Origin of the sequence: Caballeronia pedi, assembly GCF_001544915.2 — a bacterium.
Classification (GTDB): Bacteria; Pseudomonadota; Gammaproteobacteria; order Burkholderiales; family Burkholderiaceae; genus Caballeronia; species Caballeronia pedi.
This window is the reverse complement of the sequence record NZ_FCOE02000002.1, coordinates 490235-516779: the sequence shown is the minus strand read 5'-3', so window position 1 is coordinate 516779 and position 26545 is coordinate 490235. Positions and strand designations below refer to the sequence as shown.

Sequence of the window (26545 nt, the reverse complement as noted above, 5' to 3'; positions counted from 1 at the left end):
ATCGCGCAGCAACACGATTTTCGCCGCGATGCTCACGAGCAGCGACAGCGCACCGATGGTTTCGAGCAAAGCGGGAAACATGTTGGTCCCCTTGGGTCTGTTCACCTATAAAACGGCCAACCCCTGGCTTAAATTCAACTCGGCAGAAATCGGCCGCATTGCTGCGACCCTGGTGCCGATCATCGGTTCGACAGCATCGGTCCGTAGGTCTTCGCAAAGAACGCGATGGTGATGCCGGCGCTCACGAGCAACGTGCCCGCGCGAATCCAGTGCGCCGGCGCGCGCCGGCCGAGCTGCGCGCCGCCATAGCCGCCCGCGATCGCCGCGAGCAGCATTGCGATCGTCTCCGGCCAGCGCACCGCCTGCGCCGCCGCGAAGGTCAATACCGCGACGGAGTTGGCCGCGCTTACGAGCAACGTGCGCGGCGCGTTGAGGCTCTTCAGGTCGCGCGAATCGAGCAGGCCCCACACCGCCATCATCATGATGCCGACCGCGCCGCCGAAGTAGCCGCCATACACGCCGAGCGCGAACTGGATCGACAGCACCGCCGCCGCGCCGATATGCCAGCGTCGCCGCAGCGCCTCGCCGAGCTTGCGGCCGAACGCGAGCGTCAGGCTCGCGCATAGCAGGAGCCACGGCAACACGAAAGAAAATGTTTTCGACGACGTCGACAGCAAAAGCGCCGCGCCGACGAAACCGCCGATGAGCGTCATGACGAGCATCTTGCGCATCGACACAGAGCCGACCGGACCGAGGCCGTCGCGATAGGCCCACGCGCTCACCACGCCGCCCGGAAACAGTGCGACGGTACTGGATGCGTTCGCCTGAACCGGTGGCAAGCCGGCGGCGATCATCGCGGGCAGGCTCACGAACGAGCCGCCGCCCGCGAGCGCATTCATCGCGCCCGCAAGAAAACCCGCGCCGATAACGAGAATAAAGGGTTGCATGCGACAGATGCTAACGACGCCGCCCGCCGCTTACAATCTGGCATTTCCAATGCGAGGCTTCGGCAAAACCGAAGGATGCAGCATGCGCTTCGACCTGACCGACATGCGGCTTTTCCTGACCGTCGTGGAGCGCGGCAGTATCACGGCCGGCGCGCAGGCCATGCATCTCGCGCTGGCCTCGGCGAGCGAGCGCATCGCGGGCATGGAAGCCGCGCTCGGCGCGCCGTTACTGGAGCGCAATCGGCGCGGCGTGCAGGCCACTGCGGCAGGCGACGCCTTCGTGCGCCACGCGCGCGCGATCCTCGGGCAGGTCGAGCAGATGCGAGGCGAGTTGCGCTCGTTCGCGACCGGGCTCAAAGGCCGAATCCGGATGATGTCGAACACGGCGGCGCTAGCCGCCTTCCTGCCGCCGCGGCTCACCGAATTTCTCGCGATCCACGCCGATCTTTCGATCGATCTCGACGAACGTCCGAGCGTCGAGATCGTGCAGGCGATCGCGGAAGGCCGCGCGGAACTCGGCATCGTTTCGGATACGGCGGACCTGGGGCGGCTTCAGACCCATCTGCTCGCACAGGATCAGCTGGTGGTCGTGGCGAACGGCGCGCACCGCCTGGCGGGGGAACGCGCGGTGGCGTTCTCGGAGATCGTCGGCGAGGCGTTCGTCGGGTTATCGGATGCCGCGCTCGAAATGCATCTGGCCGAGCGCGCGTCGCGGCTCGGCAAACAGATGAGCTATCGCATCCGTATGCGCAGCATCGACAACATCGGCATGCTCGTCGAGGCGGGCATCGGACTCGCGATCTTGTCAGAGGCGTCGGCGCGCATGCTGGAGCGCCCTGCGCTCTCGATCGTGCCGCTCTCGGAACCTTGGGCAACGCGCCGCCTGCACCTGTGCGCCCGCGACTTCGACGCCCTCACGCCGCACGCGCGCCTGCTCGCGCAGACCTTGATGACCGACGCCCGCCCGAACTAAAAGGGCCGCCCGACGATGAAGGGATCGACCGCGCCGATTGCCTTGAGATCGCGATTCGCGTACGGCAACCGGTGCAGCACGTAGCGCATCGCATTGAGGCGCGCGCGTTTCTTGCAATCGGAGCGCACCACGCTCCAGGGCGTGTCGGCGCTATCGGTGTGCGCGAACATCGTTTCCTTGGCTTCGGTGTAGGCGTCCCACTTGTCGAGCGATGCGAGATCGACCGGGCTCAGCTTCCACTGCTTGAGCGGATGAATCTCGCGCTCCTTGAAGCGCCGCCGCTGCTCTGCGCGGCTCACGGAAAACCATAGCTTGATGACGTGCGTGCCGCTTTGCGAAAGATGACGCTCGAGCGCGGGAACCTGCTGCATGAATTCGTCGTACTCGCGCGGCGTGCAGAAACCCATCACGCGCTCCACGCCAGCGCGGTTGTACCACGAGCGGTCGAAAAGAACGATCTCGCCGGCCGTCGGCAAATGCTCCACATAGCGCTGGAAATACCATTGCCCCCGCTCGCGCTCGGACGGCTTTTCCAGTGCGACCACGCGCGCGCCGCGTGGATTCAGATGCTCCATGAAGCGTTTGATCGCGCCGCCCTTGCCTGCCGCGTCGCGCCCTTCGAACAGGATCACGACGCGCTGGCCCGTGTCGCGCACCCACGCCTGCAACTTCAACAACTCGACCTGCAGACGATACTTTTGCTTCTCGTACGCGCGCCGCGACATCAGATGCCGATACGGATAGCCGCCTTCACGCCACGATGGCGACAGTTCGTCGTCGGGATCGGTCGAGCCGTTGGCGGTTCGCAGCACCGTGTCGCCATCGAAAAGATGGGCGCGCAACGTGGAGATCTCATCGGGCGACATACCGCCGATCAGCGTTCGCACGGTATCGACGAGCGATTCCGTCTCTCCGCGCTCCTGTGATCCGAACTGCTGGAGTATGTGGTCGAGGCCGTTCGTCAGCAGGCCATGCGCCGCTTCGACCGCGCGGTCCGTTTCGTCCTCTTCGATGCAAGCCGGCAGCGCTTCAGCCTTGTCTGGCGATATCACCTGTATTTCTTCCTCTCGTTGCTGTTTCGGTGTCTCTGTCTCTCGCGTCTCTCAGGCGGCTTCCTGCGCCTTTCTCAACACGGCGTACATCTTGTCTTTCAGCAGCAGCTTTTCCTTCTTCAGCGATTCGATGGCGAACGAATCGGCGGGCGTGACGCCCGTTTCCATGTTGTTGATCTGATGATCGAGTTCGTTGTGACGCTCGAAGAGACGCGAGAAATGAGCATCCTCGGTTTTCAGGCGCGAGATGAGATCGCGATATTCAGGAAACATGCGGTGACCCTCCGGTGGTACGTTTCGAGTGTTTCGAAGTACATACTACCTAGCGGATCAGCCCATTTGTTAGACAAATATCAAATACGCCTGCGGTAAAGCGTCGCAATTCGTATCGAATGCACTTAGGCAAAACCCTCCTGTTTTCGGGCATCGTCCTTGCACACAATGAAGACGCTGGCTGTGCATCCGCACGGCAAGCATGAGCCAAGGAGGCCGTCATGAAGAAGAGCCGCAATCGCGCGCACCGTCGCGCCATGCATATTGCGTTGATCGCCGGCGTGGCCGGCATGTGCTTCGCCACGGCAGCCAGTGCGGACAGTCAGGCCGCCAAGAAGATGGGACAGATGGGCGTCATCAATCAGACGCTTCAGCCGAAGCCTGCGAACAACTATTCGAACACCCCGAACGCGAACACGGCCAATCCGAGCTACAACGCAAATCCGGCCTATAACCCGAACACCGCCAACGCTGCGAACAACGCGAACGCCGCGCGTAACGGCGCGGCCGCCGCCACAGCCACAGCGCCGAAGAAGTAAGCGCCTCGCTTCACGCCGCCGCCCGCCCGGACCGGGCGGCGCGCGACTACCCGCCGATCTACCGCGCGCGTGCGTACATTCACGCACGTCCGATCTTTTATACTTGGCTCATGGCCCAGGCGCCCACGCGCACACTTTTGAGTCGATGAAAAAGATCAAGCCCGGTCTCGTGCTCGAACTCGCCGCCAATCTGCTGCTGCCGTGGCTGGCGTATCGCCTGGCGTTGCCGTATTGGGGCGATGTCGGCGCGCTCTATGCGTCGGCCGCGCCGCCGCTCGCGTGGAGCATCGTCGAATTCGCGCGCTCGCGTCGCGTCGATGCGCTCTCCGCGCTCGTGCTGTTCGGCATCGCGCTGTCGATCGTGATGCTCGCGATGGGCGGCAGCCCGCGCATTCTTCTCGTGCGCGAATCGCTCGCCGCAGGCGCAACGGGCATCGTGTTTCTGGTCTCGCTCTTTTTCAAACGTCCGCTCATCTTCTATCTCGCGCGCGCCACCGTCACGCGCGAACAGGAGAACGGCGCCGAGCGCTTCGAGGCGTACTGGAGCGAAAGCGCGATGCTGCGCGCATCGCTGCGTCTCATGACGTTCGTATGGGGCGTGGGACTGTCGCTCGAAACCGTGCTGCGCTTCTGGTTCGCGTGGACCTGGCCGGTCGAGCGCTATCTCGTCGTGTCACCGGTCGTGAGCTATGTGATCTACGGCGGGCTGCTCGCGTGGACGTTCTGGTTTCGCGCGCGGCTCATCGAGCGTCAGGGCAAGAGCGCGCCGTCACGCGACGGGCTACTCGGCTAGACGTTCGGCGGGCGCATCGCACTGCGCGATATGACGCGCGATCGCCGCGTTCACCGCCGGTGCGTGCGTGAGCGGCCCCATATGCCCCGCCTCGGGCACGACGATCAGCTTCGCCGCCGGCATCAGATCGGGCAGCGTCTCGGCGATCAGGCGTGTCGGCGCGGGCGCATGCTCGCCGCGCATCACGAGCGTGGGAATGCGCAAGGCGGCATACGCGCTCGCCGGCGTGGGCTCGTGAATCAGCGCGCGAAAATCGAGCGGCGCTTTCGGCACCCAGCGCGTGAGCATCGCTTGAACGGAAGGCCGCAACGCCGACCACGCGCCCTGCCCGCTCCAGTAATCGACGAACGAGCTGGCCGCGCCACGCAGATCGCCCGCGACGACGCCTTCCGCCGTGCGCGCCGCGATCGCGAGAATCTCCGCGAATTCCGCCGCGCCACGCGCGCCCATGCCCTTCAGCAGATGAAACGCCGACGGTTCATAGAGCGTGATGCTCGCGACCCCGTGCGGCCGTTCCAGCGCCGCGCGCAACGCGACGCCGCCGCCGTACGAATGCCCGACGAGATGCACCTTGCCACGCTGACGATCGATGATCTCGACCGTGCGCGCCGCTTCATCCGCGAGCGTGAACGCGCGCTCGCCGCTCCACGGGCCCACGCTATCGCACCCGTAATGTTCCGGAGCGATGAGTGTGTAACGTGCTGTTGCCGAGCCGAGGTCATCGAGCGTTTCGCCGAGCTGGCGCCATTGATTCGCGCCCGCGCCCGAGCAATGCAGCGCGATGACCGGTGAGTCGGCGTATTGGTCGTTCGGCATCTTCATCTATATGTTCCTGGTTCGTTGAAGATCAGCTTTCGATGTCGACGGCACGCATACGACGCTCGAGTTCGCCGATATCAGCGGCCGATGCGAGCCAGGCATCGCGCCGGGCATTCTCAGCGCGATCCAGCATCGATTCGGTCCGGCTGACCAGAAACGGCAACACGATGTCTCTGGAAAAATTGATCAGGTATCCCAACATGATTCGCTCCACTTGCGCCAACGGGTCGGTCAATGACATGCCGGCTGAGCGAACGTGCAACACGTTGATCGGGGAATCGCTTAGGCGGCGGGTGTGGGCTGTGAATGCAGCCTCCGTGCCAGTTCCCCGAGACTCCCGTGCGACAAGGCTCTGCACGAATTCGGCCACGCCCCGGTGGACGGAAATGTCGGGCTCGAACCAACGCTTTCAGTTCCGAAAGCGGGCGGCGAACAAACACATCATTAGACGCTCCGAAAGCGAATCCATGCTCTCGATACCGCAAATACGCCGCGAATATTCCTTCCGCGCGGGGTCAAGCTTTCATGAGACCGTGCCGTAAACGGGTCTGATGGCCGCGCGATAAGATACGGCTGCTTTCACTCGGAGAAAACGGCGTGCTCATTCGCCACTCGCTCACTTCCAGGATGACGGTTTTCATCGTCGTCGTCTGCGTGCTTCTGATCGGCACCGACGTGTGGCGCAGCATCGCCGCGCGACGCGTGCAGATGGACGAGATGACGACGGCGACGTCGAACCTCGCGCGCGCGATGGCGCAGCACGCGAACGATACCTTCAAGGAAGCCGACACGACGCTCATCGGCATGGTGGAACGCGTCGAAGAAGATGGCACGTCGCCCGCGGCGCTCGCGCGCATTCATCGCTCGCTGGTCTCGCGCGTACAGCAGTTGCCGCAGTTGAATGGCCTCTTCATCTACGACAAGGACGGCGCGTGGCTCGTCAATTCGCAGCCCCGGCTCGACTCGCGCTTCAACAACTCCGACCGCGAATATTTCGAATATCACCGCACCCATACCGATCAGAATTCGCACATCGGCCCGCCGGTCAAGAGCCGCTCGACGGGCAAATGGGTCGTGCCGGTATCACGCCGCATCGATGCGCCCGACGGCAGTTTCGCGGGCGTCGCGCTCGCGACCATCGACATCGACTTCTTCTCGCGCTTCTATGACAGCCTCGATCTCGGGCAATCGGGCGCGGCCGTGCTCGTGCTGAATTCGGGCGTGATGGTCGTGCGCCGCCCGTTCGAAGACCGTTTCGTTGGCAAGAACGTGATCGATACCACGCTGTATCGCGCGCATCTCGAACACGATGGTTCAGGTGTATTCACGACGCGCTCGTCGCAGGACCATGTGACGCGCCTCAACAGCCTGCGCGAATTGCAGGACTATCCGCTGTTCGTCGCCGCTGCACTTTCACGCGATGAAATCCTCGCACCCTGGTGGCGGGACACGGTCTGGCACGCCTGCGTGTCGATCGTGCTCGCGGTCGTGCTGGCGATGTTCGGCTCGACCCTCGTGCGGCAGGTCAATGCGCGTATCCGCATCAGGCAGGAACTCGTCCGCAGCCTCGCGACGACCCAGACCGTGCTCGACACCGCGATCAGCCCGATCATCACCGTGGACGAGCGTGGTGCGATCCGCTCGTTCAACTCCGCGGGCGAAAGAGTGTTCGGCTACAAGGCGAGGGAGGTGATCGGGCAGAACATCCGCATGCTGGTGCCGCCTCATCATCTGGATGCGTATAACGAATACATAATGCAATTCAAGGGCCCGACAGGCGTTGCGACCGCCGATTGTGAACTAGCGGGACAGCGCAAGGACGGTACGTCTTTTCCAGCGCACGTCTCGACGGGCGCCATGCGTCTCGATGGCGTTTTGCATTTTGTATCGGTAATTACGGATATCTCGCGCCAGAGAAAAGAACGCAGCGAGCTTGCCGACGCGCGAGATCAGTTGCTGCTGGCTGCGGACATCGCCGAACTGGGCATCTGGTCGTGGGATATCGCCACGGGCAAGCTGCACTGGAACGCACGTATGTTCGACATCTATCAGTACCCGCCGGAATTGCTCGACAACGGTCTGCACTTCGAGCACTGGCGTTTGCGGGTTCATCCCGAAGACCACGACAGCATCATGGCGGACGTACGCGCGGCCGCCGCTGGAGAGACCGAGACGCTGCCGCCGTTTCGGATCGTTCTTCCGGACGGCACGACGCGTCGCATCCAGAGCGGCCTGCGCACGCAGCGCAACGCGAACGGCGTGCCCGTCGTGATGACGGGCGTGAACTACGACGTCACCGATCAATATCAGCTCGAATTCCATTTGCGCAACGCGAAGGAACAGGCCGACGCGGCGAGCGCGGCCAAGTCGTCGTTCCTCGCGAACATGAGTCACGAAATCCGCACGCCGATGAACGCCGTGCTCGGCATGCTGCACCTCGTGCAACTGACGACGCTCGACAACCGCCAGCAGGATTACGTCAGCAAGGCCGAAACCGCCGCCAGGTCGCTGCTGAATCTGCTCAACGACATCCTCGATTATTCGAAGATCGAAGCCGGCAAGCTGGAACTCGATAGCCATCCGTTCGAGCCTGAAAAGCTGATGGAAGAACTGGGCATCGTGTTGTCGGGCAATCAGGGCGCGAAAGACGTCGAAGTGCTGTTCGATCTCGACCCGACCTTGCCGGCCGTGCTCGTCGGCGATGGCTTCCGGCTTCAGCAGGTGCTGATCAACCTCGCGGGCAACGCGCTCAAGTTCACGGCGGCGGGGCAGATCGTCGTGAGCGTCCATCGACTCGAAAGCGTGCGCGATGAAACAGGCACGTCGATGCGCGTACGCATCGCGGTGAGCGACAGCGGCATCGGCATCAGTGAGGAACAGCTCGAACGCATCTTCGAGGGCTTTACGCAGGCCGAGGCATCCACTTCGCGACGTTACGGCGGGTCCGGCCTCGGGCTCGTGATCAGCAAGCGGCTCGTCGCGATGATGGGCGGGCAGCTCGAAGTCGAAAGCCTGGTGGGCGAAGGCAGCCGTTTCTGGTTCGATATCACGCTCGGCATCGAGGCGGCCGGCGCGCGGGTGCATGACGAACACGCGACGCTTCATCAAGACGCGCGCATTCTCATCGCCGATGACAACCCGATCGCCGGCGAAATTCTCTCGCGTACCGTGCGTTCGCTCGGCTGGCAGGCGGATCTCGTCACGAGCGGAATCGATGCGGTCGAGCGCATCAACGAGGCCGCGCGGCGCGGAGCGCCCTACGACATCGCCCTGCTCGACTGGCGCATGCCCGGACTCGACGGTCTGAACACCGCAAAGCAGATTCGCGCGATGAACGTGAAGATCGCGCCGCCGCTCGTGCTGCTCGTCACCGCCTTTGGCCGCGAAGTCCTGAGAGAAGCGCAGGACGATGGCGCCGCGCCCTTCGCCGGCTTTCTGACGAAGCCCGTGACGCCCAAGCAACTGGTCGCCGCGATTCGCGCTGCATTGCCCGGCGATATCGAAGCAACACCGCTTCAGTCGTCGCCGCCTGCCGCGAAAGCGCAGCGCCTCATCGGACTTGCGCTGCTCGTGGTCGAGGACAACGCGCTCAATCGTCAGGTCGCCGAAGGACTGTTGCTCGCGGAAGGCGCGGACGTGACGCTCGCTGAAAGCGGTCGTGAAGGCGTCGATAAAATCCTGGCCGATGATGCGCGCTTCGATGCCGTGCTGATGGACGTGCAGATGCCCGATCTCGACGGCCTCGAAGCCACACGCCTCATCCGCGCTGATGGCCGCTTCGCCGCGCTGCCCATCATCGCGATGACCGCTAACGCATCCGGCGCGGATCGCGAGGCTTGTTTGCAGGCGGGCATGAACGATCATGTCGGCAAACCGATCGATGTGGAGCGGCTCGTCGCTGTGTTGCGCGCGCAAGCCGGACGTACATCGATGGAATCGCACGTGCAGGATGCGCACGCGGAGTCGATCATCGAGCCGCGCGATTCGATCGTCGCGCGTTTCGGCGGCAACATCGATCTGATCCGCAAAGCGGCTGACGGCTTCGGCGCGCAGGCCGACATGCAATTGACACGGCTCGCCACGGCACTCGTTGCGGGTGACGCGCAAGGTGCTGCATCGATGCTGCATGCGATAAAAGGCAGCGCAGGCACGATCGGCGCGGCCGCGCTTGCGAAGCTGGCCGCCACGCTCGAAAACGACACCCACATGATGGACACCGCGCGCACGAACCTGCCGCAAATGCGGCGATTGCTTGCATCGAGCGTCACACAGCTCGTCGATGCATTCGGCCGGCCACAAGCGTCCACGGAATCGGATCAGAGCGCGCCACCGCTCGGCGATGAAGACTGGCGCGCGCATCTCACCGCAATCATCGAATTGCTCGATGCATCGAATCTGCAGGCGATCGCGCTATCCGAGAAGCTGTCGCCGCATGCGCCGAATGGATATCGCGAGGATTTCGCGGATTTCCTCGCGCGCGTGCGTGCGCTCGACTTCGCGCACGCATCCAGAATGGCCCGCGAGATGCTCGAACAGGCCTGAACAGAAGTTATCGATCAACGACCGCGCGCATCGCGAGCGAACACCGGAAACGGATGAACGCGCGCGCCCCCAGACGATTCCAGCAATGCGCGCGATTCCTCCAGCGCCTTATTCGCCGACGCCAGCGCGGCCAGCACGCGCGCGTGCAGCACGGCGGAGCGGCCCGGCCTTGCGATGACATCCGCCGCGCCGGCATCCAGCGTGCATTGCTCGGTCTGGACATCGCGTGCATCGGCGAGCACGACGATGGGCACGTGAGCCAGCTTTGCGAGCAATGCATGCACCGCTTCGCAAGGGTTATCGCAGCAACGCGCATCCAGCACGATCGCGTCCGGTTCCTTGCTTTGCGCGAGGTGCAGCGCGGCTTCGCAATCCGTCACCACGTCGAGCGCGCCGATCGACTGAAGCGCGTGACGATGCGCTTCGACCATGTCTTCCGCGAGGATGCCCAGCACGCGCACGCCCGTAGGTTTGGGCGCCGCTTGTCCGCCCGCTTCGTGCAGACGCGCCTGCGCCTCCATCACGCGGCGTCTCAGGCTGAGTTGCGCTCGCACGCGCGCCTGCAGGCGCGGCGCGATCAACGGTTTGATCACGTAATCGGCCGCGCCCATGCGGAACGCATCGACTTCGAGTGCGGGCGCGTCGTGACTGGTGACGAATATCACCGGCACGCGCGCGAGCTTCGCATCGCTCTTGAGGATCTCGCAGACATCGAAGCCCGTCATGTTGGGCAGATTCGCATCGAGCAGAATGAGATCGGGCGTCGCTTCGCGCGCGAGGGCGAGCGCGGCTTCGCCGGTGGTGGCAAAACGCTGGTCGGGAAATTCGGCGAGCATTTCGCCGATGATACGGATCATGGCCGGATCGTCGTCGACGAGCAACAGGCGCGGCTGATAGGCTGAGGCGGAGTGGTCTGCTTTATCCATGTTCGAACGGGTATTCATCAGACGAGAAGCATGCACGAACTCTACGCCCGCGCTGCCTGTGTCGCAAACTCGAAAATTACGTGAAGGTATTAATTATCTGATATTTCAGCGGGTGCACAATTTCATTTCTGCAGATACTTGGTGAACAAATCATATTCATAAGCAGATAAGTAATTCGTGCCGACGCGCTCGTTCGCCTCGTAACCCTTGTGGCGTAACGCAATGCGCGTTAAAGCACATACGTACACGAAATTTTCGAACGGGCGTGTCGCAAAAAATTCCCCGCCGTTTTCAATCGATTCGGCCGATCAATGTAAACATTTAAAATCGGGTTATCGTTTGCGAGGGTTTTTCGGCTGACGTTTACGGGCGCATACTGGCGCAATACCTATAAAAGCCGGGAAAAAGCCATGTACGGGGAAGCCAGAACGCTCTATTTCGCTGGGCGTGCGGTATCGGAGGATCTGGCCGAGCGATTGCACGCTCGGGGATGGTCCATCGAGCGCATCGATCCAACGAAGCCACTCAAATCCAGCAAGCAAGGCAAACGCGCCGCCGCCGGCATCGTCGATCTGACGAGTCGCGGCTTTGCGAAGGAAGCCGCCACGCTCACCGGCTTGCTCGCGAGTTATCAGATCGGCTGGGTCGCGGCGGTTGACGCGGAACATGTCGAAAGCCCCGAGATTTGCCGCCTCATTCGCGACTTCTGTTTCGACTACGTGACGGTGCCCGCTTCCGCGGATCGTCTCGTCGACGCAGTCGGGCATGCATACGGCATGGTTTCGCTGCACGACACCGCCTGCAACGATCCCCGCAAGGACGACTTCAAGGAAGGCGGCATGGTCGGTTCCTGCGACGCGATGCAGGCGCTGTATCGTTCGATCCGCAAAGTCGCGATGACCGATGCGCCCGTGTTCATCTCCGGCGAATCCGGCACTGGCAAGGAACTCACTGCGGTCGCAATCCACGAGCGTTCGGTGCGGCGCGATCAGCCATTCGTTGCGATCAACTGCGGCGCGATTCCCGCGCACCTGTTGCAATCGGAACTCTTCGGCTATGAGCGCGGCGCGTTCACCGGCGCGAATCAGCGCAAGATCGGCCGCGTGGAAGCCGCCGATGGCGGCACGCTCTTTCTCGATGAAATCGGCGATTTGCCGCTGGAAAGCCAGGCGAGCCTGCTTCGCTTTCTGCAGGAACGCAAGATCGAGCGGCTGGGCGGACAGGGTTCGACCGATGTCGATGTGCGCATCATCTCGGCGACGCACGTCGATATGCAAACCGCGATGATCGAAGGACGCTTTCGCGCGGACTTGTACCATCGCCTGTGTGTGTTGCAGATCGACGAGCCGCCGTTGCGCGTGCGTGGCAAGGATATCGAGCTGCTTGCGAATCACATGCTCGAACGCTTCAGAAAGGACGCGAGCCGGCGGCTGCGCGGCTTCTCGCCTTGTGCTATTGCGGCGCTTCATAACTATGGCTGGCCTGGCAATGTACGCGAACTGATCAATCGCGTGCGCCGCGCGATCGTGATGTCGGAAGGCAGACAGATTCTCGCAAGCGATCTCGAACTCGGCGAATACGCCGAAGCCGCACCGATGACGCTCGCGCAGGCACGCGAGGCCGCCGAGCGCCAGGCGATCGAAGTGGCTTTGCTGCGCCATCGCGGACGGCTCGGTGAGGCGGCGGATGAACTGGGCATCTCGCGCGTCACGCTGTATCGCATGTTGACGGCGTATGGCTTGCGCGCAAAGACGGATCGGCCGCTGGAGGCGTCGGGCGCTTAAGCGTTTCATGATTCGCTTAACAACGCGAAAAGGAACCTTTATTCGCGTTCGTCACTCCAATTACCGCATCGCAATCGATGCATCGTGAAAGCCTGAAGCGGCGTGCGCGCATCATGCGCCGTTAGCCCCTCACGCATTTCCTCTCGTAGCCCGCTGGCGCATTCTCGCGACGCCAGCGCGCGCTACGCAGTCTCGTTTCATTCATATGCGGCCCGCCCGAGTTCTTTCGGCGCGTCCATATCGCGCTTTTGCGCCATGCCATAACTTTCACTCGCACGTCGACCAGCTCGCGTGCCGGTGCTGGCGTGCAGCGAGTAACGTCGATTCGTATCAGTCATGGTTTCGCATAACAACAATACTTCCCTCGTTCGTCAATTCTCGAACTATGCCGTGCCTACCGTGCTTGCCGCGTGGGTGTACTGCATGCATTCCGTCATCAGCGGCATATTCATCGGACGTCATGTCGGCGCCGATGCGTTAGCCGCGTTGAACCTGCTCGTCCCCCTGCTCTATCTGCCCTACGCGTTCAGCGTGATGATCGGTGTCGGCGGATCTACGCTCGTCTCGCGCCTGCTCGGCGAGCGGCGCGAACGCGATGCCGCCGAAGCCTTTACGCAGGCGTTATGGTTGCTCGGCTTGTGCGGTGTCGCCTTCGCGCTCGCCATATATTTTTATGCCGATACTTTCGTGCAATGGACCGGCGCACGCGGTGAACTCGCGCGCCTCGCCAAAGACTTCCTGCATGCTTATGCGCCGTTCGTGCTGTTCCCGACCGCATGCTATGCGCTCGAACTCTTCCTGCGTATCGAAGGCGCGGCGAAGTTCGGTCTCGCGTGCCTGATTGCGGGCGGCGTCGCCGATGTCGCATTGACATGGTGGATGGTGAGCCACATGGACTGGGGCATGCGCGGTGCGGCGATCGCATCGGGCGTCAGTCAGGCGCTCGCCTGCATCCCGATGCTGGCTTATCACTTCATCAAGGCGCAACGCGTACGTCCCGTTGCCCGTGCATTTGCGCGCCTCGATCATGCATGGCGCATGGCTTACAACGGTGTGTCGGAGTTTCTGGGTGAGATCGCGCCGAGCGTCACGCTGTTCGCGTTCAATCACGCGGTATTGCGCTGGCTCGGCGATACGGGACTCGTCGCATTCGCTGTAGTCGAATATATGACGATGATCGCATCGGTCACGATGGTCGCGCTCGTGCAAAGCATGCAGCCCATCGTGAGCTATCAGCGTGGCGCGGGCAACGAGCGCGCGGTGTCACGCGCGTTTGCCATCGGCATAACGGTGACGGCGGGCTTCGGCCTCGCCGCCGCGTTCGCGATGCTCACGCTCGCGCAACCGCTCGGCGCGCTCTTCCTGCCCGACAGTCCCGCCGCGCAAGCGCTGCTGCGCGATGCCTTGCCGTGGTGCGCGCTCGCCTTTCTTCCTGCCGCGATCAATGTCGCGATCAGCGGCTATCTGACGGCTATCGAAGCGCCGCTCGCATCCTTGATCGTCGCCTTGCTGCGCAGTTGGCTATTGCTGTTGATGATGCTCTGGCTGCTGACCGAATGGCTGGGGCCGCGCGGCATCTGGATGACCGTCGCCGTGACCGAACTGGCGACGCTTGCCGCGAGCATCGTGCTCTATCGAAGCCGCGGCCGGCGTTTCGATCTCCATGCACCTCCCCGCGTTCAAGCATCGCGCGTCAGATGAAAACGTCGATCGATCGATGCGAGCAGCCGTCTCGACAGGCGCGTCGCGCGGCCCTGTATCAGCCGGTCTGACACGCGCGAGAGACCATAAGAAACGACGAGCACCGCGATCAGTGTCGTGCCGAACAACGCGAGCGACGTTTCGCCATTCGTCTCTCCGAACGCGCGATCGAAGAAATGAAACGTCGCATAGACGCAGATGAAGTGCCAGAGATAAATGCCATAGCTTTCGCGGCCGAGCGCGGCGGCGCAGCGTGGAATGAAGGTGATGCGCGGCGCGCGGCGCGTTCCTTCGCGATGACTGCGGGCGCGCCGTGTACACACGAACAGTAGAAATGCCACCGCACTGCACGCGGCGAACACCGGCGCGAGCGCGTGCGCCTTGTCGAGCCATACGCCGAGCGCGCCCGTCATGAGCGCAAACCCCAAGGCCAGTGAAAGAAACAGCCACACCTTGGGCTTCGTCACATCGGCGGCACCGAGCAAATGAGAGCGGAACGCATACCATCCCCACATGCCGATGATGAAGCACGGCCCCTGCACCGGCGGCCAGAAATAGCTGAACGTGTTATTGGCGACATTGCAGTCGAGCGTGCCATTGCAATCGCTCATCGACATCACGCCGAGCGATAGTCCGAGCAGCAGGACAGTTGCCAGCAACAGACGCACACGATTCATCGCCAGGAAGAACAGCAGCGGCGCGATCAGATAGAACAGCATTTCCACGCCGATCGACCATCCTCCCGGCACGACGTTGTTGATCGCCGTCGGCGACAGCGCGTGCAGGAACACCATGTTGAGCAGGATGTCCATCGGGCCGTGCGCGCCGAGAATCCATGCGCGTTCGACACCCGAGCGCATCGCGCCATAGCTGATGAGACCGTAGATCGCGATCGCCGCGTAGTACAGCGGCGCAATGCGAAAGAAGCGCTTGATATAAAAACGCAGCGTGACATGACGTGCATCCGCACAGCGCGCGTGATCCGTTTCGAGCGTCATGAAGATCGTGATCGCGCTGATCACGAAGAATAACTGCACGCCGTATTGGCCCATGCGCGCGACGAGTGTCACGGCGCCCGGCAGATTGGGAAACTGAAACGACAGGTGAACTGCTACGACCCCGACGATCGCGAGCGCCCGGCCTGCGTCGAGCGCGGCAACACGTCCTTGCTCCATCTATATTCTCCTCGCGGTTGATACCGACCTTCAAAGGCCGCGAGGCCCGTGGACACCAGGGTTTTCGACGAAGTTCCGCAGCATCGGCCATAAGCGGCAAGTCTTACAAGAAGAAACTTCATACACGTACAGATACAATTTTCGCGTTGGCGAGACGTGTTCAATCGTCTAAAAGATCATCTCGGGAATTTTTTTAGCGGGCGATCAGGGAAATGACAACAATATCCCCCTCGCATTGCGAAAGCTTCTGGAAAGACGGATTCCTACGTCTGAAGAACGTGGCCACGCATGCGGACATTGGTACCCTGCGCAATGCCGGTGATCGCCTGATGCGCGAAAAAGCGGGCTTCGCCGAAGGCTTGCTGTTCGATTTCTATCCCGAGGCAAACGGACTGGACAAGCCCAGGCTGGCGCAGTTGCATCAACCTTCGCATTTCGAGCGCGACCTGCTTGATATGGAACTGGCGCGTCGCGTGCAGCGCATCGCGATGCAATTGCTCGGGCCAAAAGCGCGCTTCGTCAGCGACAGCTTCTTCCATAAGCCCGCGCATACGGATGCGGTCACGCCCTGGCATCAGGATGAAGCATTCACCGATCCGCGCATCGAGCATCGCGAAGTCAACTTCTGGTTTCCGCTGCAACCCGTGTCCCTTGCGAACGGCTGCATGCAGTTCATTCCCGGATCGCATCTCGGGCCGGTGCTGCCACACGAACCGATCGGCGGCGATCCCACTGCACATGGTCTCGAATGCTCATCGGGCTTCGACGCGGATGAAGCGGTGATCTGCCCGCTCGAACCCGGCGATTGCACGATACACGCAGGCCGTACCCTGCATTTCGCGGGTCCGAATCATTCGGACGCACCGCGCTATGCATATTCGCTCGTGTTCGGATTACCGCGCCGTGCGTCGCGTGAAGCACGTAGCTTTCCCTGGCACGACGACCGGCATCTGTCGCGCGATGCGCGCGTGCGCGAATCGCGTCGCGCGCGCGGCCGTTTCTGGCCGTACCTGTATCGCAAAGTGCGCGAGTTCGATTACACGAATCCGTATGAATGGCGCCTCGGCGCGCATCGGCTCGCGCGTTTCTTCAAAAGATAACCTCTATATGGCCGGTGCATCCTGCCTCAAAAACCGCAGGATGCGGCTCGCGACCGTGCTCGGCTGCTCCTGTTGCACCCAATGCCCCGCCCCTTCGATCAGATGCGTGGCGCGAAAGTCCGTGCAGGCAAGAACACGCATCGCTTCGAAATCGCCCGGACGCTGGTAATAGCCCCAATCGCTCGCGCCCGCGACGAAGCATGACGGCACGTCGATCGTACGTCCCGACCACATGCGCAAAGCCGATGCATAGCGCGCGTCGGTGCCGCATCGATACCAGTTCAAACCGCCCTGAAAGCCGGTGCGTGCGTATTCGCCCGCATACACGTTCAAGTCGCGATCAGTGAGCCATGCGCACGCCGCGATATCATCCGCGCCGGGCATATGCTCGGCCACGGTCTGCGGCATCGTGGCGTCGGCGTTCATCACGTAGTAGGTCGGCAGCATCGCGAGTTGTTCGGCCGTCACCGAAGCAAGCGGATGCGGATGATTGCCCGCCCAGTCCGCGCTCTTCACGTAGTAGTACGCGCGCAGGAACGCCGCGAGGCCTTGCGGCGCGTGCCGCATGTCGTCGTTGGCCTGCGCGCCCGAGTAATACCATTGATAGTGCTTGCGCGGCGGATCGAGCGATGCGAGCGCCCCGACTGCCTCACCCATGACCGATGAAGCCGTTTCGACACGCGCAAGCCGCGCATCGTCCTTTGCGGTGTTGAAGGCGAATGCTGGCGGCCCGGCGAACGGTGCGCTCATCATCACGACGGACGCGAACACATCGGGACGAATCAATGCGCACCAGGCCGCCACGGGCGAGCCGAAATCATGCCCGATCACCGATGCCACCCTGCGATAACCCAGCGCCGATACGAGCCCCAGCACATCGCGCACGAGATTCGGAAAGGTGAATTCGTTCAGATCGGTATCGAACGAAGCATCGCCGCCGGTCGTGCGTCCATAACCTCGCTGATCTGGCGCGACGACATAAAAGCCCGCATCGGCAAGCGGCTTCATGATTTTGCGCCAGCTATAGGCCAGTTCGGGAAAGCCGTGCAGAAGCACGATGCAGGGCCGTTCGGGCGCGTCGAATCCGGCTTCGAGTACATGCATCGCAAGGCCATTGCCGTTATCGACCATGCGCGCGCGAATGCCTTCCGGCAAGGGCAGATCGCTCAATGGTTCATCCATGTGAGTCTCCTGAATGGGCCATGAATGCATCTTGCGACGCGTTCATGCTTCGAGCAAGGCCGCGAAGCGGTCCGCGAGCGTCGGACGCGAACGCATGGGCCATATGGCGCTGAGTTCGAAGGGGGGAAGGTTATCGCCGTCGCGTACATCGCAGAAGCGCACGCCGGCGAATTGCAGCGCCGTGACCGATTGCGGCAGCAGCGATGCGCCGCATCCCGCCGCGACGCACGCAAGCACGGTCAACGAGCGATTCGCATCCTGCACGACATTCGCCTCGCATCCGGCCTTACGGAAAGCACTCAGGATGCCCGCGCGCACCACCGGCAATTGATCGCCCGGGAACCACACGAGACCCGCATCCGATAGATCCTTCAAGCCGACCTTGCCGTCATCGCCGACGGAAAACGCTAGCGGCAGCACTGCAAGCAGGCGCTCCCTGACGATCAACTTCTCGCGCATGCGCCCGCCCACGGCGACGGGCGTATGCAGCAAACCGATATCGATGCTGCCCTTCTCAAGCGCGCTCGCCTGTTCCGCATTGCTCATTTCCCTGAGCAAGAGTTCGACGTTGGGCACTTCCTCGCGCAACGCCGCAATCGCGCGAGGCAGCAGACTGAAGAGCGCCGCCGATGCGAAGCCGATCGTCAACCGCCCGCCGCGCTGCGCGCCGATTTCACGCGCGCGGTGCGATGCGGCATCGATGCGCGCGACGCTCAGGCGTATGTCTTCGACGATCGCCTCACCCGCCGGCGTCAATTGCGCACCGCGGCGCGTGCGCTCGAAGAGCTTCACGCCCAGATCGCGTTCCATGCGTGAAAGCGCCTGGCTCAGGGCGGGCTGCGCGATATCGAGCACGTCGGCTGCGCGCGTGACGCTGCCCGCATCGACCACGGCCAGAAAGTATTTGAGGTTGCGCGTCTCCATATTCCGAGCATATCAAAACGATATGAAAGATGAACATATCCATAGTATGCGAGGCGGCTATTCATTTCTAGAATGCAGTGACACATGACACAACAAGCGCTGGCTCATAGCCCGCACAGGAGACGCAAAAATGAATTGGTACCGTGAAGTTTCCACGGCGGAAAAACGCACGCTATGGGGTTGCTTCGCAGGCTGGGCGCTCGATGGCGTCGACACGCAGTTATTCAGCCTCGTGATTCCGACGCTCATCGCGACATGGGGCATCGGCAAGGGACAAGCAGGGTTGATCGGCGGCGCGACGCTCGTCGCGGGCGCGCTGGGCGGGCTCTTTGCGGGCGTGCTGTCCGATCGCATCGGGCGCGTGAAGGCGCTCCAAGTGACCGTGCTCTGGTTCTCGCTTTTCACGTTTCTCAGCGCCTTTGCGCAGAATTTCGAACAGTTGCTCGTGCTCAAAGCGCTGCAGGGACTCGGCTTCGGCGGTGAATGGACCGCGGGCGCCGTGTTGCTCAGCGAGACCATTCGCGCGAAACATCGCGGCAAGGCCATGGGTATCGTGCAGAGCGCATGGGGCTTCGGCTGGGCCGGCGCGGTGCTGCTCTACATGATCGTGTACTCGTGGGTTTCACCGGACTGGGCCTGGCGCGTGTTGTTTGCGATCGGTCTGATTCCCGCGCTGCTCGTCGTCTATATGCGCCGCAATATCGAAGAGCCGCCGCGTGAAGCGAAGTCCGGCGAGCAGGATCAGGCGCAACGGCAAGGCGCATTCGCGATCCTCGCCGGCATCTTTCATCCTTCGGTGCTGCGCACGACGATCGTCGGCGGGCTGATCGGACTCGGCGCGCATGGCGGTTATCACGCGATCACGACGTGGCTGCCCACGTACCTCAAAACGGAGCGCCACTTGTCGGTGCTCGGCACGGGCGGTTATCTGGCCGTGGTGATCACCGCGTTCATCGTCGGATGCTTTGTCAGCGCATGGTTGCAGGACAAGATCGGCCGCCGCAAGAACGTGATCCTCTTTGCGATCTGCTGCGCGGTCACGGTCAATATTTATGTCTTCCTGCCGATCGGCGATCTCGCGATGCTCGTTCTGAGTTTCCCGCTCGGCCTCTTTTCGGCCGGCATTCCCGCGACGCTCGGCGCGCTTTTCAACGAACTCTATCCGCAAGGCGTGCGCGGTACGGGCGTCGGCTTTTGCTACAACTTCGGGCGTGTCGTGTCGGCGGTGTTTCCGGTGCTCGTCGGGCACATGGGCAATTCGATGCCGCTCGGACAGGCGCTCGGCATCGATGCGGGTATCGCGTATGGACTCGTCGTCATCGCAGCGCTGCTGCTGCCTGAAACCCGAGGCCGCCGGATTGCAACGGTGCCCGCTCAAGCCTCGTCCTGAAGCATCCATGACACATTCACTTCATTCCACGCTCGCCGACGAGCAATGGCTGGAATCGGCCCCCGCCGCGATCGAAGCAATCGATAGTCACGCGCATGTTTTCGTGCGCGGCCTGCCGCTCGCGCCGCATCGCCGTCACGCGCCCGACTACGACGCAACGCTCGATGCCTATGCGGAACACCTGCGCGCGAACGGCGTCACGCATGCGGTATTGGTGCAGCCCAGCTTTCTCGGTACCGACAACTCGTTTTTCGTCGATGTACTGCAACGCTATCCGCAACGCTTTCGCGGCGTGGCCGTCATCGACCCATCGATCAGCGACGCCGAATTGCAGCATCTCGCCGCGCACGGTGTCGTCGGGATGCGGCTGAATCTCATCGGTCTCGCATTGCCCGATCTGCGTGACGCGCATTGGCGCACGCTCTTCACGCGAATCAACGCGCTCGGCTGGCACGTCGAGATTCATCGCGATGCGGTGGATTTGCCGATGCTCATCACGCCGCTGCTCGAACAAGGCTGCACGATCGTGATCGATCATTTCGGCCGGCCCGATCCTGCTTTCGGCGCGAACGATCCCGGCTTTCGCTATCTTCTGACGACGGCAAAGAGCGGGCGCGTATGGGTCAAACTGTCGGCGGCTTATCGCAGCGTGTGCGACGAAAGCGGCACGGCGCTGGGGCAAACGCTCACAGCCGCATTGCTCGATTCATTCGGCGCGTCGCGGCTCGTATGGGGCAGCGACTGGCCGCATACGCAGCATCGCGAGCTGATCGACTACGGCGCGTCGCGCGATGCGCTCGGACGCTGGATTCCGGACGCATCGCTGCGTACCATCGTGTTGCGCGATGCGGCGCGCGCGCTGTTTCGCTTCGCCTGATGGCTGTGCGAGCGCCGAAGCGCGGCGCGCGTTAGCATTGCAGACGCTGACGCCGAACCCGAACTCTCTTTCCGGAACCGAAGCCATGACCACTTCTTCTTCCCGCCGCCGCGCCGCGTTTCGCGAACGGGTCAACGCACGGCGCGGTCTGCTGCTGCCCGGCGCATTCAACGCGATGAGCGCGCGTGTCGCCGCCGATCTCGGTTTCGAAGCGCTCTACATCACCGGCGCGGGCGTGACGAACATGTCGCTCGGCATGCCGGACCTCGGTTTCATCGGCCTCGCAGAAGTGGCGGAGCATACGTCGCGCATTCGGGATGCAGTGGACCTGCCGCTCGTCGTCGATGCGGACACGGGCTTCGGCAATGCGCTCAACGTGCGTCATACGGTACGCACGCTGGAGCGCGCCGGCGCCGATGCGATTCAACTGGAAGATCAGGTGATGCCGAAGAAATGCGGCCATTTCGCGGGCAAGGCCGTGGTCTCGACCAATGAAATGGTCGGCAAGATCCGCGCGGCGGTGGATGCGCGCGAGGACGAGAACTTTCAGATCATCGCGCGCACCGATGCATGCGCGGTGGAAGGTTTCGATGCGGCGATCGAACGTGCGCGTGCCTTCGTCGAAGCGGGCGCGGACATTCTCTTTGTCGAGGCAATCGAAACGCCCGAGCAGATCGCATCGCTGCCGAAGCTGCTCGATGCGCCACAGCTCATCAACATCGTGATCGGCGGCAAGACGCCGGTGACCGATCGGGCCGATCTCGAACGCCTCGGTTTCAGCCTCGTGCTCTATGCGAATGCCGCGTTGCAAAGCGCCGTGCGCGGCATGCAGACGGCGCTCGGTGCGCTGAAATCGCAAGGACGGCTCGATGAAGACCCTTCTGTCGTCGCGCCCTTCGCCGAGCGTCAACGGCTCGTGAACAAGCCGCTCTTCGATGAACTCGACCGCAAGTACGCGGCGGATTAGACAGGCTTAGCGCGAGTACATCGCGTTCCAGTCGGATGGCGACACGCGCGCACCGCCCGCTTGCGACGTTCCATTGGCGCTGCCGCCATAAGCGGTTGCGCCATCGCGCGCGGCGAGCTTCGCTTCGGCTGCCTGAATCGCTTCGGGATAATGCGCCTGATCACCATCGCCTACGTGATAACCGACGCTCTGCAATGCGGCGAGTTCCGCACGCACCTGAGCGCGCGTGATCTGGCTTTGCGCGAACGAAGCAACGGGAATGACGAGAGCGGTGGCGACGACTACTGCACGGATGATCGACTTCATGATGAAACTCCAGTGTTATGAGGTGCCTGGCGACGAACACTGAGCCGTTCGAAGCAGTGAGTGCAGTCTATGTCGCTGATGTTCGCGGGTTAACCCCTAGCGCAAGAAAGCACTCTTCTTCGAAACGCGCGCAATCGCCGCGCGAGCCGCGCCGGTCCTGGCGTTCGAGAATTTGCTATGCTGGCCGCCGGACTGAACGCAGATGCGCATTGCGTTCGCCTCATGGCGCAAGGCGCCCGTCAAACACTGGAGAAACAGAAGATGGCAAAAGGATATTGGGTCAGCGTGTACAAGCAGATCTTGAAGCCCGAGCAGACAGCGGAATACGCGAAGATCGCAACGCAGGCCATCGCCGAAGGCGGCGGCCGGCCCCTCGTTCGCGGTGTCGCATCGATGACGCAAGGTGAAGGCGTCATCGAGCGCACGGTGGTCATCGAATTCGATTCGCTCGATGCAGCCGTCGCCGCCTATAACAGCGCGACCTATCAGCACGCGCTCGAAGTGCTGGGCGATGCGGTCGTGCGCGATTTCCGCATCGTCGAAGGCGTTGCCTGAGGTTTCAATTCGGCCGATGTTTCGCGGCGTTCACACGCCCACTGCATCGGCCAGTTCGATCATGTCGAGCGCGATGACGTCCCAGTCACTCGCGGCTTTCAGATCGACCGTCTGAGCAGGACCACGCTCATTCGGACGCGCGACGAACGCGGTGCGCAAGCCGCACTTTCGCGCCGCGGCGAGATCGTCGTTATGCGCGGCGACTAAACACACTTCTTCCGGGCTGAGCATCAGCACGTCAGCCGTGCGCAGATATGCCTGCGGATCGGGCTTGTAGATCTGCGCGATCTCCGCGCCGAGAATCGCATCCCAGGGCAAGCCGGCGCGCTTCGCCATATCCACCATCAGCCTGATATTGCCGTTCGAAAGCGGCGCGATGATATGGCGTGCCTTCAGCCTTTGCAGGCCCGGTATCGAATCCGGCCAGGGATCGAGACGATGCCACGCGAGATTCAATTCGTCGAGCGCTTCCGGCGGAACCTCATTCGGGTCGATGCCGAACTCCGGCAATGCATCGATCAGATTCTCGCGATGCAATACATCGAGTCGCACGAATGATCGCTCGCCGCTGATGATCGTGCGCATCGCCGGCACATAGCGGCCGCGCCAAGCATCGGCGAACGCTTCCGGCTGCGCGCCCGCCGCGCCGAAGCGCTTCAGAAACGGCGCGGCCTCGCGCGCGACGCCGCCGCGCCAGTCCACCACCGTGCCGAACACGTCGAATACGAACGCCTTTACGTTGTGCAAGCTCACGTCGATTTCCCCTTTTGGATAATTCGTCTGATCGAAGACTTGTTCCTTGCGCGCAAAACTGATTGTCCATCGCATGTGTACGCAACGAATCTCGAAACGCCTAAATTACGCTTCATCGGAGCAAGCGGTCCGATCCGCAACAAGCCCAACATCATCTATCGAGGTTCATCATGAGCAACGCACAAAAAGTCGCTATCGTTACCGGCGCATCGCAAGGCATCGGCGCTGAAATCGTCAAGGCATTTCGCGCGCAAGGTTATGGCGTCGTCGCCACCGCCCGTTCGATTCAGCAGGCGGACGATCCGAATGTCGTCGCCGTCGCGGGCGATATCGGCGATCGCGCCACTGCGCAGCGTGTCGTCGAGGCGGCTATCGCGCGCTTCGGCCGCATCGATACGCTCGTCAACAACGCGGGCATTTTCATCGCCAAGCCTTTCACGCAATATACGCAGGAAGACTATGCGGCGGTCCTGAACGTGAACGTGAACGGGTTCTTCCATATCACGCAACTCGCGATCGAGCAGATGGAGAAGAACCAGAGCGGGCACATCGTCAATATCACGACGACGTTGGTCGATCATGCGGTCAGCGGCGTGCCTTCGGTTCTGGCATCGTTGACGAAGGGTGGCCTGAATGCCGCGACGAAATCGCTTGCGATCGAATACGCGAAGTCCGGCATTCGCGCGAATGCGGTGTCGCCCGGCATCATCAAGTCGCCGATGCATGCAGCCGAAACCCACGATGCGCTCGGCGCGCTGCATCCGATGGGACGCATGGGCGAAATGAGCGACATCGCTAACGCCGTGCTGTATCTCGACAATGCGCCGTTCGTGACGGGCGAGATTCTGCACGTCGATGGCGGTCAAAGCGCGGGACATTGATAGAATGCCTCCCGGTTGCGAATGCGCCCTTCGCGGGTGCATCGCTGTTATTCAATCCAGGAGATCACCATGCCGATCGTTACGATTCAAGTGACACGCGAAGGCAACAAGCCCGGCACGAGCGCCGTCACCACCGATGAAAAAGAGCAACTCATCAAGGGCGTGAGCCAGCTATTGCTCGACGTGTTGAACAAACCGCTCGACAGCACTTTCGTCGTGATTCAGGAAGTCGAACTCGAAAACTGGGGCGTGGGCGGCGTGCCGGTGCCCGAGTATCGGCGGCAAAAGCAGGCGAAGGAAAGCTGACGCGCATAGGGACGCCGGCATCGCCGCATGAACAGGCGCGGCGATGCGGGTCATATCAATATGTCATTGCGCTGACGGATAAAGATCGAGCAGTTTCAGCGTCACGCCATTCGTCCATCCGAAGCCATCCTGCAACGGATATTCGCCGCCGCCTCCGCCACCGGTTCCCTCGCCTTCCACCACGTATTTCTCGACGAGCTTTTGCTGGGTCTTGTAGACATTGTTCACGTCGCCGAGAAAACGCGTACCGATCTGCTGCGCGAGATCGCTGCGCCCGTAGCGCCGCAGGCCCTGCACGGCTATCCAGTGCAACGGCGCCCAGCCGTTCGGCGCGTCCCACTGCTGCGTCGTGTTGTAGGTCGTCGTCGTAAGACCGCCCGGCTTCAACAGCATCCCTTCGACGGTCGCCGCAGTCTTATGCGCGCGCTCCGGCCACGCCGCATTCGCAAAGAGCGGATAGAGCATCGCCGCCGATGGATTGTTGCGCGGTTGCCCGAGCTTCCAGTCGTAATCGCCGTAATAGCCGTTCTTGTTCCAGAGAAACTTGTTGATGCCGATCGCTCGCCGCGCCGCGCGTCCGACAAACTCGCCGACACAACCGAAATCGCGCGCTTCCCCGCAACCGATGGCAATCGTCGTTTCGAGGTGGAACATCAGGCTGTTCAGATCGACGGGAATAATGGACGTGGTGCGGATCGTCGCGAGCGTCATATTGTCGCCGAACCAGCGCGAGCTGAAATCCCAGCCGCTTTCGGCCGCCGCGCGCAGATCGCGATACACATCGTTCGCCGGGCGATTCGTGACCTGTTTGGCAGTGGCCACGTCCTCCGAGTAGGACTCGTCGCGTGGCGTGTCGCGTTCGTCCCAGTAGCGATTGAGAACGGTCTTGTCGGGCAGCATCACGACGTTGCGCACCGCATCGCCCGGCTGCAATCCGTTCGCGCCTTGCATCCAGTAGCCGTATTCACGGCGCAATTGCGGCAAATACTTCTGATAGACGCGCCCGCCTTCTTTCTTCGCGGCAAGTTCGACCATGTAGGAGAAGAATGGCGGTTGCGAGCGGCTCACGTAATACGTGCGGTTGCCATTGGGAATATGGCCGATCGTATCGATCAGATACGCGAAGTTATCGAGCATGTCGTCGACGAGATCTTCGCGGCCCGCTTCCTGAAGACCGAGCATCGTGAAATAGGTGTCCCAATAGTAGCCTTCGCGGAAGCGTCCTCCCGGCACGACATATTGCTTGGGCATCGGGATCAGCGAGCTGTTGGGCGGAACGTTGGCGGTAGTCGTCAGACGCGTGAGTTCGGGCCAGAGCCAGTCGATATGTTCGCGCAGCGTCTGATTCGGCGGCGGCGTGATGATTTGGTCCGTCGGCGGCGTGAAGTATTGCGCCACGAAGTTCTTGAGCGAGAAGCCCGGCACCGACATCTGCTGATGGTAGGCCTGCACGATCTGCGCGGGGTCGATCTTCGGCACCGCATCGACGAAGGTCTTCTGATCGGGATAGATGCCCTGCGTCTGCACGGCGACGAACAGATCGCCGTATAGCTCGCTGGGCGGTGGCGGCAACGTATAACCGGTTTGCGCGTCGGCATACGCCACGCTCGCTGCCGCGCTCATGACGAGCCAGCCGCATAACATTGCGCGCGCCCTGAACGTGAAGCGCCGCGACGCCTCATGCGTCGCGCGATGCGATGACAGTGCGATCATGCTCCCTCCATGAAAGGATGAGTGAATCGGACTGGTCTCGCTCGGGCCGTGTTTGTTATGAGTGGTT

25 protein-coding genes are annotated in these 26545 nt (G+C 62.2%); 13 read left to right on the top strand and 12 right to left on the bottom strand.

What is annotated here, in order from left to right:
• Positions 1-179: 179 nt before the first annotated feature.
• Entirely contained in the window at positions 180-947 is a 768-nt protein-coding gene (locus AWB80_RS04920) for a sulfite exporter TauE/SafE family protein (RefSeq protein WP_061173478.1), read from the bottom strand.
• 82 nt (positions 948-1029) lie between these two features.
• On the opposite strand from AWB80_RS04920, the gene AWB80_RS04915 reads away from it, so the two are divergent.
• Positions 1030-1920, top strand: a complete 891-nt coding sequence (locus tag AWB80_RS04915) for a LysR family transcriptional regulator (protein ID WP_061173573.1) — start codon at positions 1030-1032, stop codon at positions 1918-1920.
• On the opposite strand, the gene ppk2 is transcribed toward AWB80_RS04915, so the two are convergent.
• Positions 1917-2972 carry a polyphosphate kinase 2 gene (gene ppk2, locus AWB80_RS04910; protein ID WP_425266830.1) on the bottom strand — a complete coding sequence of 352 codons (1056 nt, stop codon included), beginning with the start codon at positions 2970-2972 and terminating at the stop codon, positions 1917-1919. The genes AWB80_RS04915 and ppk2 overlap by 4 nt on opposite strands.
• A gap of 51 nt (positions 2973-3023) precedes the next feature.
• On the bottom strand, positions 3024-3245 hold the full coding sequence (locus AWB80_RS04905; protein WP_061173476.1) for an HP1242/YdcH family protein: 222 nt from the start codon (positions 3243-3245) through the stop codon (positions 3024-3026).
• Positions 3246-3466: 221 nt separating this feature from the next.
• Between AWB80_RS04905 and AWB80_RS04900 the strand changes: the two genes are divergently transcribed.
• Complete coding sequence (locus AWB80_RS04900; protein WP_061173475.1) at positions 3467-3784, top strand: hypothetical protein; 318 nt, start codon at positions 3467-3469, stop codon at positions 3782-3784.
• 145 nt (positions 3785-3929) lie between these two features.
• Positions 3930-4577, top strand: coding sequence for a VC0807 family protein (locus AWB80_RS04895; RefSeq protein ID WP_061173474.1), 648 nt, complete (start codon positions 3930-3932; stop codon positions 4575-4577).
• Here the strand turns inward: AWB80_RS04895 and AWB80_RS04890 are convergent.
• Positions 4566-5399, bottom strand: coding sequence for an alpha/beta fold hydrolase (locus AWB80_RS04890; protein WP_061173473.1), 834 nt, complete (start codon positions 5397-5399; stop codon positions 4566-4568). The genes AWB80_RS04895 and AWB80_RS04890 overlap by 12 nt on opposite strands.
• A 25-nt stretch (positions 5400-5424) precedes the next feature.
• The gene (locus tag AWB80_RS04885) at positions 5425-5637 is read right to left on the bottom strand and encodes a DUF3563 family protein (RefSeq protein WP_244206395.1); all 213 of its coding nucleotides are present in this window, start codon (positions 5635-5637) and stop codon (positions 5425-5427) included.
• 356 nt (positions 5638-5993) lie between these two features.
• Here AWB80_RS04885 and AWB80_RS04880 point away from each other — a divergent pair, with 356 nt between their 5' ends.
• Positions 5994-9938: a response regulator gene (locus tag AWB80_RS04880; protein ID WP_244206394.1), complete on the top strand. Its 3945-nt coding sequence runs from the start codon at positions 5994-5996 to the stop codon at positions 9936-9938.
• Positions 9939-9952: 14 nt separating this feature from the next.
• On the opposite strand, the gene AWB80_RS04875 is transcribed toward AWB80_RS04880, so the two are convergent.
• Positions 9953-10864 (bottom strand): response regulator, encoded by a 912-nt coding sequence (locus AWB80_RS04875; protein ID WP_061173571.1) that lies wholly within the window; start codon positions 10862-10864, stop codon positions 9953-9955.
• 410 nt (positions 10865-11274) lie between these two features.
• On the opposite strand from AWB80_RS04875, the gene AWB80_RS04870 reads away from it, so the two are divergent.
• Both AWB80_RS04870 and AWB80_RS04865 read left to right on the top strand, forming a co-directional pair.
• Positions 11275-12648, top strand: a complete 1374-nt coding sequence (locus AWB80_RS04870) for a sigma-54 dependent transcriptional regulator (RefSeq protein ID WP_061173471.1) — start codon at positions 11275-11277, stop codon at positions 12646-12648.
• A gap of 390 nt (positions 12649-13038) precedes the next feature.
• Positions 13039-14349, top strand: a complete 1311-nt coding sequence (locus AWB80_RS04865; RefSeq protein ID WP_244206393.1) for an MATE family efflux transporter — start codon at positions 13039-13041, stop codon at positions 14347-14349.
• On the opposite strand, the gene AWB80_RS04860 is transcribed toward AWB80_RS04865, so the two are convergent.
• On the bottom strand, positions 14328-15524 hold the full coding sequence (locus AWB80_RS04860; protein ID WP_061173469.1) for an acyltransferase family protein: 1197 nt from the start codon (positions 15522-15524) through the stop codon (positions 14328-14330). The genes AWB80_RS04865 and AWB80_RS04860 overlap by 22 nt on opposite strands.
• Before the next feature lie 212 nt (positions 15525-15736).
• Between AWB80_RS04860 and AWB80_RS04855 the strand changes: the two genes are divergently transcribed.
• Positions 15737-16624, top strand: a complete 888-nt coding sequence (locus AWB80_RS04855; RefSeq protein WP_061173468.1) for a phytanoyl-CoA dioxygenase family protein — start codon at positions 15737-15739, stop codon at positions 16622-16624.
• A gap of 3 nt (positions 16625-16627) precedes the next feature.
• On the opposite strand, the gene AWB80_RS04850 is transcribed toward AWB80_RS04855, so the two are convergent.
• Positions 16628-17806, bottom strand: a complete 1179-nt coding sequence (locus tag AWB80_RS04850) for an alpha/beta fold hydrolase (protein WP_061173467.1) — start codon at positions 17804-17806, stop codon at positions 16628-16630.
• A 42-nt stretch (positions 17807-17848) separates the two neighbouring features.
• Positions 17849-18730: a LysR family transcriptional regulator gene (locus AWB80_RS04845; protein ID WP_061173466.1), complete on the bottom strand. Its 882-nt coding sequence runs from the start codon at positions 18728-18730 to the stop codon at positions 17849-17851.
• Between the two features lie 130 nt (positions 18731-18860).
• Between AWB80_RS04845 and AWB80_RS04840 the strand changes: the two genes are divergently transcribed.
• The 3 genes from AWB80_RS04840 (at position 18861) to AWB80_RS04830 (ending at position 21964) form a co-directional block, all read left to right on the top strand.
• Positions 18861-20120 carry an MFS transporter gene (locus AWB80_RS04840; protein ID WP_061173465.1) on the top strand — a complete coding sequence of 420 codons (1260 nt, stop codon included), beginning with the start codon at positions 18861-18863 and terminating at the stop codon, positions 20118-20120.
• 7 nt (positions 20121-20127) lie between these two features.
• Positions 20128-20997, top strand: coding sequence for an amidohydrolase family protein (locus tag AWB80_RS04835; RefSeq protein ID WP_061173464.1), 870 nt, complete (start codon positions 20128-20130; stop codon positions 20995-20997).
• Between the two features lie 85 nt (positions 20998-21082).
• On the top strand, positions 21083-21964 hold the full coding sequence (locus tag AWB80_RS04830; RefSeq protein ID WP_061173570.1) for an isocitrate lyase/PEP mutase family protein: 882 nt from the start codon (positions 21083-21085) through the stop codon (positions 21962-21964).
• A gap of 6 nt (positions 21965-21970) precedes the next feature.
• Here the strand turns inward: AWB80_RS04830 and AWB80_RS04825 are convergent, their stop codons facing one another.
• Complete coding sequence (locus tag AWB80_RS04825) at positions 21971-22270, bottom strand: DUF4148 domain-containing protein (RefSeq protein WP_061173463.1); 300 nt, start codon at positions 22268-22270, stop codon at positions 21971-21973.
• Positions 22271-22531: 261 nt separating this feature from the next.
• Here AWB80_RS04825 and AWB80_RS04820 point away from each other — a divergent pair, with 261 nt between their 5' ends.
• Positions 22532-22825, top strand: coding sequence for a DUF1330 domain-containing protein (locus AWB80_RS04820; RefSeq protein WP_061173569.1), 294 nt, complete (start codon positions 22532-22534; stop codon positions 22823-22825).
• A gap of 30 nt (positions 22826-22855) precedes the next feature.
• Here AWB80_RS04820 and AWB80_RS04815 read toward each other — a convergent pair whose 3' ends face one another.
• Complete coding sequence (locus AWB80_RS04815) at positions 22856-23578, bottom strand: haloacid dehalogenase type II (protein WP_061173568.1); 723 nt, start codon at positions 23576-23578, stop codon at positions 22856-22858.
• Positions 23579-23748: 170 nt separating this feature from the next.
• Between AWB80_RS04815 and AWB80_RS04810 the strand changes: the two genes are divergently transcribed.
• On the top strand, positions 23749-24459 hold the full coding sequence (locus AWB80_RS04810; protein WP_061173462.1) for an SDR family NAD(P)-dependent oxidoreductase: 711 nt from the start codon (positions 23749-23751) through the stop codon (positions 24457-24459).
• A 69-nt stretch (positions 24460-24528) separates the two neighbouring features.
• Positions 24529-24765, top strand: coding sequence for a tautomerase family protein (locus tag AWB80_RS04805; RefSeq protein ID WP_061173461.1), 237 nt, complete (start codon positions 24529-24531; stop codon positions 24763-24765).
• A gap of 63 nt (positions 24766-24828) precedes the next feature.
• Here AWB80_RS04805 and treA read toward each other — a convergent pair whose 3' ends face one another.
• Positions 24829-26478 (bottom strand): alpha,alpha-trehalase TreA, encoded by a 1650-nt coding sequence (treA, locus tag AWB80_RS04800; protein ID WP_087130974.1) that lies wholly within the window; start codon positions 26476-26478, stop codon positions 24829-24831.
• Positions 26479-26545: the final 67 nt, after the last annotated feature.